At 74.2% G+C, this 13,002-nt stretch carries 14 protein-coding genes; 12 read left to right on the top strand and 2 right to left on the bottom strand.

What is annotated here, in order from left to right; genetic code table 11:
• Window positions 1-61: 61 nt before the first annotated feature.
• A complete protein-coding gene (locus BLW47_RS19990; protein ID WP_091560162.1) occupies window positions 62-268 on the top strand; it encodes an RNA-binding S4 domain-containing protein in 207 nt (68 codons plus the stop codon).
• 45 nt (window positions 269-313) lie between these two features.
• The gene (locus BLW47_RS19985) at window positions 314-664 is read left to right on the top strand and encodes a DUF952 domain-containing protein (RefSeq protein WP_091560159.1); all 351 of its coding nucleotides are present in this window, start codon (window positions 314-316) and stop codon (window positions 662-664) included.
• Between the two features lie 16 nt (window positions 665-680).
• On the opposite strand, the gene BLW47_RS19980 is transcribed toward BLW47_RS19985, so the two are convergent.
• Together BLW47_RS19980 and shbA are read right to left on the bottom strand one after the other, a co-directional pair.
• Window positions 681-1,646 (bottom strand): hypothetical protein, encoded by a 966-nt coding sequence (locus BLW47_RS19980; protein WP_091560158.1) that lies wholly within the window; start codon window positions 1,644-1,646, stop codon window positions 681-683.
• The gene (shbA, locus tag BLW47_RS19975; RefSeq protein WP_091560155.1) at window positions 1,643-2,221 is read right to left on the bottom strand and encodes an RNA polymerase sigma factor ShbA; all 579 of its coding nucleotides are present in this window, start codon (window positions 2,219-2,221) and stop codon (window positions 1,643-1,645) included. Before shbA ends, BLW47_RS19980 begins: the two co-directional genes overlap by 4 nt.
• A gap of 167 nt (window positions 2,222-2,388) precedes the next feature.
• Here shbA and BLW47_RS19970 point away from each other — a divergent pair, with 167 nt between their 5' ends.
• Genes BLW47_RS19970 through BLW47_RS19925 form a run of 10 tightly spaced genes read left to right on the top strand, consistent with a single transcriptional unit; the run spans window position 2,389 to window position 12,996 of the window.
• A complete protein-coding gene (locus BLW47_RS19970; RefSeq protein ID WP_091560426.1) occupies window positions 2,389-3,345 on the top strand; it encodes an ABC transporter ATP-binding protein in 957 nt (318 codons plus the stop codon).
• A gap of 49 nt (window positions 3,346-3,394) precedes the next feature.
• Window positions 3,395-4,162 carry an MlaE family ABC transporter permease gene (locus tag BLW47_RS19965; RefSeq protein ID WP_091560151.1) on the top strand — a complete coding sequence of 256 codons (768 nt, stop codon included), beginning with the start codon at window positions 3,395-3,397 and terminating at the stop codon, window positions 4,160-4,162.
• A 1-nt stretch (window position 4,163) separates the two neighbouring features.
• Window positions 4,164-4,967 carry an MlaE family ABC transporter permease gene (locus tag BLW47_RS19960; protein ID WP_091560149.1) on the top strand — a complete coding sequence of 268 codons (804 nt, stop codon included), beginning with the start codon at window positions 4,164-4,166 and terminating at the stop codon, window positions 4,965-4,967.
• A gap of 4 nt (window positions 4,968-4,971) precedes the next feature.
• Window positions 4,972-6,255, top strand: a complete 1,284-nt coding sequence (locus tag BLW47_RS19955; protein WP_091560146.1) for an MCE family protein — start codon at window positions 4,972-4,974, stop codon at window positions 6,253-6,255.
• Window positions 6,252-7,283 (top strand): MCE family protein, encoded by a 1,032-nt coding sequence (locus tag BLW47_RS19950; protein ID WP_245736807.1) that lies wholly within the window; start codon window positions 6,252-6,254, stop codon window positions 7,281-7,283. The genes BLW47_RS19955 and BLW47_RS19950 overlap by 4 nt, the downstream gene beginning before the upstream one ends.
• A complete protein-coding gene (locus BLW47_RS19945; RefSeq protein ID WP_091560142.1) occupies window positions 7,280-8,263 on the top strand; it encodes an MCE family protein in 984 nt (327 codons plus the stop codon). The genes BLW47_RS19950 and BLW47_RS19945 overlap by 4 nt, the downstream gene beginning before the upstream one ends.
• Window positions 8,263-9,513: an MCE family protein gene (locus tag BLW47_RS19940; protein ID WP_091560139.1), complete on the top strand. Its 1,251-nt coding sequence runs from the start codon at window positions 8,263-8,265 to the stop codon at window positions 9,511-9,513. Before BLW47_RS19945 ends, BLW47_RS19940 begins: the two co-directional genes overlap by 1 nt.
• Window positions 9,510-10,910 carry an MCE family protein gene (locus BLW47_RS19935; RefSeq protein WP_091560136.1) on the top strand — a complete coding sequence of 467 codons (1,401 nt, stop codon included), beginning with the start codon at window positions 9,510-9,512 and terminating at the stop codon, window positions 10,908-10,910. The genes BLW47_RS19940 and BLW47_RS19935 overlap by 4 nt, the downstream gene beginning before the upstream one ends.
• Window positions 10,907-12,139, top strand: coding sequence for an MCE family protein (locus BLW47_RS19930; protein WP_175543726.1), 1,233 nt, complete (start codon window positions 10,907-10,909; stop codon window positions 12,137-12,139). Before BLW47_RS19935 ends, BLW47_RS19930 begins: the two co-directional genes overlap by 4 nt.
• A complete protein-coding gene (locus BLW47_RS19925) occupies window positions 12,136-12,996 on the top strand; it encodes a hypothetical protein (RefSeq protein ID WP_091560130.1) in 861 nt (286 codons plus the stop codon). The genes BLW47_RS19930 and BLW47_RS19925 overlap by 4 nt, the downstream gene beginning before the upstream one ends.
• The last annotated feature ends 6 nt before the right edge of the window (window positions 12,997-13,002 follow it).

Below are 13,002 nucleotides of genomic sequence, written 5' to 3'. Positions count from 1 at the left end.
CGGCGTGCGACGCGGCGGGGCACCCGCCGCGGCGGCACCGGCCTGCCGGCATGATGAGCTGATGAGAGACGTCAGCATCGAGGGCGATTCGATCCGGCTCGGGCAGTTCCTGAAACTCGTCGGGATGATCGAGACCGGCGGCGAGGCGAAGGCCCGGATCGAGGCCGGCGAAATCCTCGTCAACGGTGAGGTGGACGTCCGGCGCGGCCGGCAGTTGCACCGGGGCGACGTGGTGACCGTGGACGGGGAGCAGCTCCGTGTGGCGTGACCGGCCGGCGCGCCGCAGCGGGGAGCCGACCGCGGAGGGCCGGGAGTGATCTACAAGCTGTTGACCGCGGAGGAGTGGTCGGTCGCGCGGGCGGTGGGCCGTTTCGAGGGCTCCGCGGTCGACCATCGGGACGGGTTCATCCACCTGTCCGGCCGGGAGCAGGTGGTCGAGACCGCGCGGCGGCACTTCGCCGGCGGGGCCGGGCTGGCGCTGCTCACCGTCGATCCCGACCGGCTCGGGGCGGCGCTGCGCTGGGAGCCGTCGCGGGGTGGTGCGCTCTTTCCCCATCTGTACGGGCCGCTTCCGGTCGACGCGGTGGTGGGCGTGGACGCGATCCCGCCGGACGTGCCGGTCGCCGACGCCGTGGCCGCGCTGCTGCGCCCGCCCGGCGAGTAAGGCGGCGGCGGGGTCGCTACCGCAACAGCCGGCCGGTCGGCAGCGGCAGCCCGGGCAGCCCCGGCAGCGGGGACGCCACCGTCGACGGTCCGGGTAGCGGCGGGGGCGGGATCGGCAGCGTCGGGGCGGTCTCCGGGACGACGCGCGGTCCGGGCGCGGGGCTGCGCGGCGCCGGCCGCGTCGGGTCGGTCCCGATCCCTCCGGTCGGAACGGGCGGCGGCGGGACGGCGCCGGTCGCGGGCGTGCCGACCGGCGCGGGCGCCCCGGTCGGTTCCACGGCCGGCGCCGGGGACTCCACGGTGGGCAGGTCGCGCAGCGCCGTGTCGAGGTCGGCGCGCAGCCGGTCGATGAGGGCCGGATCGGTGACCCGGGCAAGATGCGCGCGCGCCTCCTCGAGCAGCCGCCGCGCCTCGTCGTTCCGGCCCGCGGCCGCCGCGGTGCGGGCGCGTTGGATCGCGTACGCCGCTTCGCGCGCCTCGGCCTGCTGCGGGTACATGACCTTCGCGATCGGCCACAGCGGACTGGTCGGCCCGGCGTGCTGGGTGCCGATGGCCAATCCGGCGACGGCGATCACGGCGGCCGCGGCGCCGATCAGCCGCCGACCGAGCCACGGCGCCCGTGGTCGGGCGGTGGTGGCGGGCTCCGGCTCGGTGCCGAGCGCCCGCAGCAGCTCGGCGTCGCGCGCGGCGGCCGGTGGATCCGCGTCGAGCTCGGCGCGCCACGCGGCGAGCAGCACGGTCAGGTCGTCGCCGCCCGCCGTGTCGTCGTCGGTCGTGCCGCCGCGGCGCGTCGTGTCGTCGTCGCTGGTCCCGGCGGGCGTCGCGGCGGCGTCGGTGGTGCGGCCGCCTGTCGTGCCGGGGCGCGTTGGCTCGGCGCCCTCGGGCCGCGCCGCGCCCCGGCCGAGCGCGTCGAGGAGCAGGTCGTCGGCGGCGATCGTGGCAAGGTCGAGCGGTTCGTCGTGGTGCGGCTTGTGCCGGCTCATGCGGCCACCTCGTCAAGTGTGTCGCCAGCGAGCGTACGGAGCCGGGCGAGCGCGCGGGACTGCGCCACCCGGACGGCGGCCGCCGACATGCCGACGATCGCACCGACCTCGTCGGCGGGGAGACCGACCGCGACGCGGAGCACGATGATCTCCCGCTGGGTCTCAGGGAGCCGTCCGAGCAGGACCGACAGGCGGCGGGCGAGATCGGTGCTGACGGCCTGCTGTTCGGGCCCCGGCGTCGCGTCGGGGCGTTCGATCAGGGTGTCGGTGGGGGTGACCCCCGAGTTCCGCAGCGCGGCCCGCTGCGCGTCCACGACCTTGTGCGCGGCGATGCCGAAGACGAAGGCGGAGAAGGGGACGCCCTGTTCGCGGTAGCGGGGGAGCGCGCGGAGCACCGCCAGGCAGACGTCCTGGGCGACGTCGTCCGCCGTGGTGTACGCCCCGCCGATCCGGCCGAGGCGGGCCCGGCAGTATCGGACGAGCCCGGGGCGGACCTCGGTGAGCAGCGCGGCCGTCGCGTCGGGGTCGCGTTGGGCCGCCCGACGGACGAGGTCCTGCTCGATCGCTGCGGTCATGACGTGGAGACACACCTTCGTTACCGACGGGTTAACGGCACCGTATAGGCGCGGACGGCGTTTGACCAGAGCACGTTCCGTGATCAGTTGAGCACGCAAAGAACATTGTTACGCCGGAGCCCCCACCCGCGATGTATCCGACAACGGACGGCGGGCAGGAGGAGCCGGTGGGTGTCGAGGTGCGGGTCGAGGGGCTGACGAAGTCCTTCGGCGGTCAGCCGGTGTGGCGGGACGTGACGCTCACCCTGCCGGCCGGGGAGATCTCGGTGCTGCTCGGCCCCTCCGGGACCGGCAAATCGGTCTTCCTGAAGACCCTGGTGGGGCTGCTCAAACCGGACCGGGGTTCGATCATGATCGAGGGGCAGGACCTGCCGCGCCTCTCCGAGCGGGCGCTGTACGAGGTGCGCAAGCTCTTCGGGGTGCTGTTCCAGGACGGTGCGCTCTTCGGCTCGATGAACCTCTTCGACAACGTGGCGTTCCCCCTGCGGGAGCACACGAGGAAGCCCGAGTCCGAGGTCCGGCGCATCGTCTACGAGAAACTCGAGATGGTCGGCCTGGTCGGGGCCGAGCACAAACTGCCGGGAGAGATCTCCGGCGGCATGCGCAAGCGCGCCGGGCTGGCCCGCGCGCTCGTGCTCGACCCCGAGATCATCCTCTTCGACGAGCCGGATTCGGGGCTCGATCCGGTGCGCACCGCGTACCTGAACCAACTCATCGTCGACCTCAACCAGCAGACCGACGCGACGTTCCTGATCGTCACGCACGACATCAACACCGCCCGCACCGTGCCGGACAACATCGGCCTGATCTACCACGGCCACCTGGCGATGTTCGGTCCCCGCGAGATGCTGCTGTCCAGCACCGAGCCGGTGGTCCGGCAGTTCCTCAACGCGCAGCGGGTCGGTCCGATCGGGATGGCCGAGGAGAAGGACGCCGACGAGCTGCAGGCCGAGGCGGCGGCCGGCGTGGAGCTGCCGCCGCTGCCGCCGATCCCGCCGCAGCTGCGTCCCTCGAACGGGCGACGGCGCCGCGGCGAGCGCGTGGCCGGCCAGTGGTGCTGGCGAAACGGGGTCACCCCGCCGCCGGGGTCGTTCGGCGACGAGGTCGTGGGGGTGCGGCGGTGAGCGCGGGGACCGAGCTCGCCGGCCGCGGTCGCGCACGGAGGGGCGACGGATGAGGGTCGCCTCGGGGGTCGCGCAGGCGGGGACGTTCTTCGCGTTCTGCCTGGACGCGCTGCGCGGCCTGGGCCGCCGGCCGTTCCAGGTGCGCGAGTTCATTCAGCAGGCCTGGTTCATCAGCTCGGTGTCGATCCTGCCGGCCGCGCTCGTATCCATCCCGTTCGGCGCCGTCATCGCCTTGCAGCTCGGCTCGCTGGTGCGGCAGCTCGGCGCGCAGTCGTTCACCGGGGCGGCCTCGGTGCTCGCCGTGGTCCGCGAGGCCGGCCCGATCGTGACCGCGCTGATCATCGCCGGCGCGGGCGGCTCGGCGATCTGCGCGGACCTCGGCTCGCGGAAGATCCGCGAGGAGTTGGACGCGATGGAGGTGCTCGGCATCGACCCGATGCACCGCCTGGTGGCGCCGCGGGTGGTCGCCTCGATGCTGGTCGCCGTGCTGCTCAACGGCCTGGTCAGCGTCGTCGGCGTCTCCGGCGGCTATTTCTTCAACGTGGTCATGCAGGGCGGCACGCCGGGCGCGTACCTGGCCAGCTTCCAGGCGCTGGGGCAGCTGCCCGACCTGGTGGTCGGCGAGATCAAGGCGCTGCTGTTCGGCGCGGCCGCGGCGCTGGTCGCGTCGTACAAGGGGATGACCGCGCGCGGTGGGCCGAAGGGGGTGGGCGACGCGGTCAATCAGAGCGTCGTGATCACCTTCATGCTGCTGTTCGCGCTGAACTTCGTCATCACCGCCGTGTATTTCCAGGTCGTGCCGCAGAAGGGGACGTGAGATGCCGGTGGTGCGGTTCCTGGACGACCTGGGCGCCCAGCTCGCCTTCTACCTGCGGGCGTTCGCGTGGGCCCCGCGCACGCTGCGGCGCTACAAGCGCGAGGTGGTGCGGCTGCTCGCCGAGGTGAGCTTCGGCTCCGGGGCGCTGGCGGTGGCCGGCGGCACGGTCGGGATCATCTGCTTCCTCACCTTCTTCACCGGCACCGAGGTCGGGCTGCAGGGCTACCAGGCGCTCAACCAGATCGGCAGCAGCGCCTTCACCGGGTTCGTCTCGGCGTACTTCAACACACGCGAGATCTCACCGCTGGTCGCCGCGCTGGCGCTGTCGGCCACCGTCGGCTGCGGGTTCACGGCGCAGCTCGGCGCGATGCGCATCTCCGAGGAGGTGGACGCGCTGGAGGTGATGGGCATCCCGTCGCTGCCGTTCCTCGTCACCACCCGGATGATCGCCGGCTTCATCGCGGTGATCCCGCTCTACGTGGTCGGCCTGCTCTCCAGCTACCTGGCGACCCGCACCATCGCCGTCGTCTATTTCGGACAGTCGGCCGGGACGTACGACTACTACTTCCACCTCTTCCTGCCGCCGGTGGACGTGCTCTGGTCCTTCGCCAAGGTGCTGGTCTTCAGCGTGATCGTGGTGCTCGTGCACTGCTACTACGGCTACACCGCCAGCGGCGGCCCGGCCGGCGTCGGGGTGGCGGTCGGCCGGGCGGTGCGGTTGGCGATCGTCGCCGTCAACGTCGTCGACTTCTTCCTGTCGCTGGCCATCTGGGGCGCGACCACCACCGTCCGGATCGCGGGGTGAGGGCATGAGACATCGGCTGCTCGGCATCGTCTTCATCGCACTGCTGGCGGTCGCGCTGACCGCGTCGGTGCTGCAGTACCGCAAGGCGTTCACGCCGGTCGCCTGGGTCACCCTGCGCGCCGACCGCGCCGGCCTGCACCTCAACGAGGGCGCCGACGTCAAGGTGCGCGGCGTGATCGTCGGTGACGTCCGCTCGGTGCGCACCGAGGGCGGCGGCGCCGAGCTCCGGCTGGCGCTCGACCCGGCGACGATCGGCCGGATCCCGGCCGACGTCACCGCGCGGCTGCTGCCCAAGACGCTCTTCGGTGAGCGGTACGTCGAGCTGGTCGCGCCGCCGCACACCGCGGCCCCGCCGCTGCGCGACGGCGCGGTCATCACCCAGGACCGCAGCCGCACCGCCGTGGAACTCGAACGCGTCCTCGACGAGGCGCTGCCGCTGCTGCAGTCCATCCGGCCCGATCAGCTCGCCGCGACGCTGAGCGCGGTCGCCACCGCGCTCGACGGCCGTGGCGAGCAGCTCGGCGCGAACCTGACCCGGCTCGCCGACTACCTGCGCCAGCTGAACCCGGCGATGCCGACGATCGCCGAGGACGTCCGCACGCTCGCCACGGTGCTGGACAGCTACGACAGCGCGCTGCCGGACCTGCTCGCGGTGCTGCGCGACGTGACGGTGACCGCCCGCACCATCGGTGACCAGCGCACCCAGCTCGACGCGTTCCTCGCCGGGACCACCGACGCGGCCGACGTGACCCGGATCTTCCTCGACCGCCACGGCGACCAGCTCATCCGGCTCGGCACGGTGAGCCGGCCGGTGCTGCAGCTGCTCGCCGCGTACGCCCCCGAGTACCCGTGCCTGATGCGCGGCCTGGTCAAGTTGCAGCCCCGGGTCGAGGAGGTGTTCGCCGGCGGCCGGATGCGGATCACCCTGGAGGTGACCCGGGACGGCGGCCGGTACGAGCCCGGCCGCGACGAGCCGGTCTACGGCGCGAAGAACGGGCCGGACTGCCGTCACCTGCCGAACCCGCCGGCCCCGGCGCCGGAGGCGCCGATCAACGACGGCTACGACTACGCCGGCGCCCGCCCCCGCACGCCGCTGCCGGTCGGGACGGCGGCCGCCGCGCCCGCGCCGCCCGTCGCCGCCATGGGGTACGCGGCCACGATGCAGGAGCGCGCCCTGGTCAAGCCCCTCGTCGGCGCGGTCACCGGGACGCCGCCGGTGGACGTCCCCGACATCGCGGTCCTGCTCTGGGGTCCGCTGCTGCGCGGAGCGGTGGTGAACGTGCCATGAACCGGAAGACGATGGCGCCCCTGGTGAAGCTGATCATCTTCGCCGCGGTGACGCTGGTGCTGACCGGCCTGCTCGCCCAGACCCTCGGCTCGCTGTCGACCGGCGGGGTGAGCTACCGCGCGCGGTTCACCGACGTCACCGGGCTGCTGCCCGGCGACGACGTGCGGATCGCGGGGGTGCGCGTCGGGCAGGTCCGCGACATCCGGGTCGTCGAGGACACCGTCGCCGAGGTCACCTTCACCGTCGAGGCCGACGTGCCGCTCGCGACCAGCGTCCGCGCGAAGATCCGGTACCGGAACCTGGTGGGACAGCGGTACGTGGCGCTGACCGAGGGGCCCGGTGACGGCCGGCCGCTGCCGCGCGGCGGCCTGATCCCGCTCGCCCGGACCACGCCGGCGCTGGACCTGACCGTGCTCTTCAACGGGTTCCGCCCGCTGTTCACCGCGCTGTCGCCGAACGAGGTCAACAAGCTCGCGTACGAGATCATCCAGGTGCTGCAGGGCGAGAGCGGCACCGTGGCGAGCCTGCTGCAACGCACCGCGTCGCTGACCAACACCCTCGCTGACCGCGACGCCGTGATCGGGCGGGTCATCACCAACCTCAACAGCGTGCTCGGCACCCTCGCGAACCGCGACCGGAACCTGGACCAGACCATCAGCCAGCTGCAGCAGTTCGTCTCCGGGCTGGCCGCCGACCGCGCCGCCATCGGCGACGCGCTGACCAACCTCGGCGACCTCACCGGGGCGACCGCCGGACTGCTGCGCGACGTCCGCCCGGCGCTCGCCGCCGACGTACGCGCGCTGCACGAGCTCGCCGGCACCCTCAACCGCAACTCCACGGTCATCGACGCCACGCTCGGGCGGCTGCCCGAGCGCTACGAGGCGCTCACCCGCACCGCCTCGTACGGATCGTGGTTGAACTACTACCTCTGCGACTTCGACGGTCGGGTGGTGGCCGGGGGGCAGGAGCTGAACGCCGCCACCTTCAGTTCCTCCGCCGCCCGGTGCAGCGCGGGAGGTGCCCGATGAAGCCGTTCCGGGAACGCAACCCCGTCGTCATCGGCGCGATCGGGCTGATCGTGCTCGCCGGCGTGGTGCTCGCCGCCTTCCAGCTCGACCGGCTCAGCGGGCTGACCGGGCGGGCGTACCAGGCGGCGTTCCGCGACGCCAGCGGCCTCACGCCCGGCAACGAGGTCCGGGTGGCCGGGGTGCGGGTCGGCAAGGTGACCGGCGTGGAGCTGGCGCGCGGCGCGCAGCCGTACGTGCGGGTGCGGTTCCGGGTCGACGCCGACGACGTGCGGCTGGGACGCGAGACCGGCGCGACGATCCGGATCAAGACGGTGCTCGGCCAGAAGTACCTGGCGCTGACGCCGGCCGGGCCGGGACGGCTGCGCGAGGGGGAGGAGATCCCGACCAGCCGCACCGCGTCGCCCTTCGACGTGATGCAGGCGGTGACCGGGCTCGCCGACACCATCGAGCAGATCGACACCGGGCAGCTCGCCGCCGCGTTCCGGACGCTGTCGCAGACCTTCGCCGACACCCCGGCCAGCGCGCACTCCGCACTGGACGGACTGTCCCGGCTCTCCCGGACCGTGGCCGAGCGCGACGCCGAGCTGCGTACGCTGCTCGCCCGGGCCCGCACCGTCACCGACGTGCTCGCCGACCGCGACGAGGAGTTCCGCAAGCTGGTCGCCGACGGCGCGGCGCTGCTCGCCGAGGTGAGCCGGCGCCGCGACGCGATCCACGAGCTGCTGGTCGGCACGAACGAGCTCGCCACCCAGCTCTCCGGACTGGTCGCCGACAACCGGGCCCAGCTCGCCCCGGCGCTGAAGCAGTTGCGCGACGTGGTCGCCATCCTGCAGCGCAACCGCGACGACCTGGAGCGGACGCTGCAGCGGATGGGCCCGTTCGTGTCCGCCTTCGCGAACGTGGTGGGCAACGGCCGCTGGTTCGACTCGTACGTGTCCGGGCTGTTGCAGCCCTACCAGCCGACGACGGGAGGACGCTGATGCCCGGTCCGACGGGGCGCTGGCGACTGTTGGTCGCCGCCGGCACGACCGCCGCGCTCGCGGCCGCCGCCGGCGTCGTCGTGTGGCGGCAGGAGTCGCCGCAGCGCCGGCTCGTGGCCCACTTCGACCGCGCCGTCGGCGTGCACCCCGGCTCCGACATGCGGGTGCTCGGCGTCCGCGTCGGCGAGGTGGTCGCGGTCGTGCCGCAGGGGCGCACGGTGCGGGTGGAGCTGCGCTACGACCACGGGATCGACATCCCGGCCGACGCGCAGGCGCTGATCGTCCCGCCCAGCGTGGTCAGCGATCGCTACGTCCAGCTCACCCCCGCGTACGCCGGGGGCCCGGCGCTGCCGGACGGCGCCGAACTGCCGGTCACCCGGACCGCGTCGCCGATGGAGATCGACGACATCTACCGCTCGCTCGACGACGTCAACCGGGCGCTGGGACCCGAGGGGGCCAACGCCGACGGCGCCCTGTCGGAGCTGGTCGCCACGGGGCGGGCGAACCTGGAGGGCAACGGAGCGGCGCTGGGCGACTCCCTCGACGGGCTGTCCCGCGCTCTCGGCACGCTCGCCGACGGCCGGCAGGACCTGTTCGGCTCGGTCGCCAACCTGCAGCGCTTCACCACCGCGCTGGCCGATAGCGACCGGCAGGTGCGCACCTTCAACGTCCAGCTCGCCGACGTCGCGCAGCAGCTCGCCGGCGAGCGCGACGAGCTGGCCGCGGCGCTGCGCCACCTCGCCACCGCGCTGGCCGACGTCACCGCGTTCGTCAAGCAGAACCGCGGCGCGCTGGCGTCCAACGTGACAGCGCTCGCCGACATCACCGGAGTGCTGGTGCGACAGCAGCAGGCGGTCATCGACATCCTGGACGTCACCCCGCTGGCGGTGTCCAATCTCAACCTCTCCTACAACCCCCGCTCGGGCACGCTGGACACCCGTGACAACGCGATGGGCCCGTACGACCCGGCCAGCTTCGTCTGTTCGCTGATGGTGGACCTGCTGGCGGCGACGCAGGTGCCGAGCAAGTGCGTCGCGCTCGCGCAGACGCTGCACGCGCGGAAGCTGCCGATGACCGATCAGCTGCGGAAGCTGCTCAAGCTGCCGCCCGGCCCCCCGGCGACCGGTACGGTCCCACCGGGCACGTCCCCGTCGGCACCGTTGAACGTGTCCGGGGTGCCGGTGCCCGCCGGGGCGCCGGGCGGCGCCACCGATCCGACCCTCGGCGGCATCCTGCGGGGCCGGCGATGAGCCCCCGGCTGCGGCGGGCGCTGGGCGGCGCCCTCGCCGTCGCCGTGCTGGCGACCGGGTGCGACGTGCCGACCCTGACCGACGTGCCGCTGCCCGGCGGCGCCCCGTCCGGGCCCGGATACCGGGTCACCATCGAGTTCGCCGACGTGCTCGACCTGGTGCCGCAGGCCGCCGTGAAGGTCGATGACGTGACCGTCGGCAGCGTGGAGGAGATCTCGCTGTCGGGCTGGACCGCGCGGGCGCGGGTCCGCATCGACCGCGCCGTCCGGCTGCCCGCCAACGCCACCGCCGCGGTGCGGCAGAGCAGCCTGCTGGGGGAGAAGTACGTCGCGGTCGCGGCGCCGGTCACCGAGGACGCCCACGGTGGTCTCGGCGACGGCGCCGTCATCCCGCTGTCCCGCACCCGGCGGTCGGCGGAGGTCGAGGAGGTGCTCGCCGCGCTCGGCCTGCTGCTCAACGGCGGCGGCCTGGCGCAGCTCAAGACCATCAACGAGGAGCTGGTGGCGGCGCTGGACGGTCGGGAGGCCGCGGCGCGCGACGCGCTGCGTCAACTCGACGCGTTCATCGGCGGGCTGGAACGGCAGAAGGCGGACCTCGTCCGGGCGGTCGAGGCGTTGGACCGGCTCAGCGGACGCCTCGCGCGGCAGCAGCAGGTCATCGGCGACGCGGTCGACGCGCTCGCGCCCGGCGTCACGGTGCTGGCGGAGCAGCGCGCCCAGCTGACCGGCGCGCTGACCGCCCTCGGCGAGCTCGGCCGGGTCGGCACCCGCGTCGTGACCGAGACCCGGAAGGACACGGTGGCCAGCGTCCGCGCCCTGCAACCCATCCTGGAACAGCTCGTCCGCGCCGGCGACGACCTGCCGAAGTCGATGGACTTCATGCTGTCGTACCCGTTCCCGCCCAACGTCACCGGCGCGATCGTCGGCGACTTCATGAACCTCTCGGTCACCGCCGACCTCGACGCGGCGTCGATCCTGGCCAACCTCGTCGCGGCCGCCCCGGCGCCGGCCCGGTCGGCGGCGGCGCGGCCCGCCGCGCCAACGCGACCGCCGGGGCCCGCGCTGCCGCACCCCGGCGGGCTGGTGCCGGGGCTGCCCGAGCTGCTGCCACCGAAGTGTCTGCCGAAGCCCGACGCGTTCCCGCCGACCTTCACGCCGCCGAAGGACTGCCTGCTGCCGCCCGGCTGCGTGCTGCTCAGGCCCGGCTCCCCGGTCCCGCCCGGCGGGCTGCTCCCGCCGAAGGGCGTGGTGCCGCCCGGCACGTTCCTGCCGCCGGACACCGAGCTGCCGCCGGGCACCGTGCTGTCGCCCGAGTGCCTGCCCGCGCCGCCCACCGGCGCGGTGACCGGTCAGATCGGCACTCTGCCCGATGTGCTGAGAGGAGGGCTGCGGCCGTGATCGGACGTACGGCGAAAGCGCAGGTAGTGCTCTTCCTGGTGGTGAGCCTCCTCGGCGTCAGCTACGTCGCGGTGCGCTACGTCGGGCTGGGCGAGCGCCTGCTCGGCGGCGGTCTGCGGGTGCACGTCGAGCTGGCGCACGCCGGCGGGCTCTTTCCGAACGCGCCCGTCACGTACCGGGGGGTGCCGGTCGGGCGGGTCGACGCGGTGCGGCTGCGCGGCGACGGGGTCCGTGCGGAGCTGCGGCTGCAGCGCGGGACCCGGGTGCCCACCGATCTGTGGGCGGTGGTGTCGCAGCGCTCCGCGGTCGGCGAGCAGTACCTGGACCTGCGTCCGGAACGCGACGCGGGCCCGTACCTGCGCGACGGGGCGGTGATCCCGCGGGAGCGCACCGGCGTGCCGCTGCCCCCGGAGACGCTGCTGGCCAACCTGGACGCGCTGGTGCGCTCGGTCGACGCCGACGACCTGACCGTGCTCATCACCGAACTGGGCACCGCGTTCGAGGGCAACGAGGCGGCGCTGGGACGCATCCTCGACGCCGGTGACGCGCTCCTGGCCGAGGCGAGCGCGACGCTGCCCGAGACGCTGGCGTTGATCCGCGACGGGCGCACGGTGCTCGCCACCCAGGCCGAGTCGGCCGACGCGCTGCGCCGCTGGGCCGACGGGCTCGCCCGGCTCGCCGAGACGGTCCGCGCGTCCGACCCCGACCTGCGCCGGCTGCTGACCGCGGGGCCGCCCGCCGGCCGGGAGCTGGTCGCGCTGCTGCGCGGCCTGGATCCGGCGATCGGCACGCTGGTGGGCAACCTGGTGACGGTCAACGGCATCGCGGCGCGGCGGTTGCCCGGCATCGAGCAGATGCTCGTGGTGTATCCGATGGCGGTCGCGGGGGGCTTCACGGTGACCCCCGGCGACGGCACCGTCCATCTCGGCCTCGTCGTCAACGCGGGCGACCCGCCCGCGTGCGTCAACGACGGCGCGGGCGGCTGCCGGTCCGGCCAGCCGGGGGTGCGCGGGGCGGGGAACGCGCCCCGGCCGGGCGCGGATGGTCCGCGCCCCGCGCCCGCCCCCGCCGACCCGGCCCCGCCCGCGCTGGCCGGGTTCGATCCGGCCACCGGCCTCGTGCTCGGCCCGGACGGCCGGCCGCTGCAGTTCGGCGGCACCGGCGGGCAGGCCCGGTTGGCCGGTGACCAGTCGTGGAAGCAGTTGCTGCTCGCCGGGGTGACCCCGTGACCGGCGAACCGAAGGAGGCGGCGATGCCGACCCGTGAGGAACGCACGTTGAGACTGATCAAGGGCGCGAAGCCCGGCACGCCGACGCCGAACCGGCGGCGACGCGCCTTCACCCGGCACCTGCCGGGTCCGGGCGAGCCGGTCGAGGCGCTGCTGAAGACGATCGACGAGGAGCCCGTCCGGGACGACGGCGTCTCGCCACCGGCGTCGCGGCGGTCCGGGAAGGAATCGCAGACGCCGGCGGCCGGGCGGCAGCCGGCGCCCGCGGCGGACCCGCCCGCCGACGGCGGACCGGCCGCGGACGGTAGCGCGCCGGACGAGCCCGGAACGGACGGGCGCGCGTCGGACGGCGCCGCGGCGGCGGCGCCGACGCGGCGGCGGCGCGTGCTGGTGGGACTGCTGCTGATCGCGCTCGCCGCCGCGCTGGCCGCGGCCGGCGTCCTCGGTCAGCGCTGGTACGCCGACCGGACGCTGACCGCGGCGCACGCCGCGGCGGTCGCGGCGGCCAGGCAGACCACCGTCAACTTCGTCTCGGTGAGCGCCTCTAGCGTCGACCGCGACCTGCAGCGGATCTCCGCCGGCGCCACGGGCGAGTTCAAGGAGCAGTTCGACCGCGGTCAGGCGCAGGTGCGGGCGGCGGTGGTGGAGAACAAGGTCGAGTCGCGGGGGACGGTGCTGCGCGCCGGCCTGGTCTCCGGCGACCACCGTTCCGCGGTGGTGCTGGTGGCGATCGACGCGACCGTGAAGAACGTGAACGCGCCCGACGGGCGCCCGTCGCACTACCGGATCCAGGTGGACATGACGCGCGACGCCGACTCCGGCGCGTGGCTCGTGTCCCGGCTGCAGTTCGTCGGTTAGGTGGAG

The organism is Micromonospora pattaloongensis, assembly GCF_900107255.1.
Lineage (GTDB): Bacteria > Actinomycetota > Actinomycetes > Mycobacteriales > Micromonosporaceae > Micromonospora_I > Micromonospora_I pattaloongensis.
This window is presented reverse-complemented; position numbering and strand designations above follow the sequence as displayed.

What these genes read in the sequence shown, in the direction of transcription:
- BLW47_RS19990 (WP_091560162.1), top strand. Translation starts at nt 62, where the DNA reads ATGAGAGACGTCAGCATCGAGGGCGATTCGATCCGGCTCGGGCAGTTC.
- BLW47_RS19980 (WP_091560158.1), bottom strand. Translation starts at nt 1,646, where the DNA reads ATGAGCCGGCACAAGCCGCACCACGACGAACCGCTCGACCTTGCCACG.
- shbA (WP_091560155.1), bottom strand. Translation starts at nt 2,221, where the DNA reads ATGACCGCAGCGATCGAGCAGGACCTCGTCCGTCGGGCGGCCCAACGC.
- BLW47_RS19965 (WP_091560151.1), top strand. Translation starts at nt 3,395, where the DNA reads ATGAGGGTCGCCTCGGGGGTCGCGCAGGCGGGGACGTTCTTCGCGTTC.
- BLW47_RS19960 (WP_091560149.1), top strand. Translation starts at nt 4,164, where the DNA reads ATGCCGGTGGTGCGGTTCCTGGACGACCTGGGCGCCCAGCTCGCCTTC.
- BLW47_RS19955 (WP_091560146.1), top strand. Translation starts at nt 4,972, where the DNA reads ATGAGACATCGGCTGCTCGGCATCGTCTTCATCGCACTGCTGGCGGTC.
- BLW47_RS19950 (WP_245736807.1), top strand. Translation starts at nt 6,252, where the DNA reads ATGAACCGGAAGACGATGGCGCCCCTGGTGAAGCTGATCATCTTCGCC.
- BLW47_RS19945 (WP_091560142.1), top strand. Translation starts at nt 7,280, where the DNA reads ATGAAGCCGTTCCGGGAACGCAACCCCGTCGTCATCGGCGCGATCGGG.
- BLW47_RS19940 (WP_091560139.1), top strand. Translation starts at nt 8,263, where the DNA reads ATGCCCGGTCCGACGGGGCGCTGGCGACTGTTGGTCGCCGCCGGCACG.
- BLW47_RS19935 (WP_091560136.1), top strand. Translation starts at nt 9,510, where the DNA reads ATGAGCCCCCGGCTGCGGCGGGCGCTGGGCGGCGCCCTCGCCGTCGCC.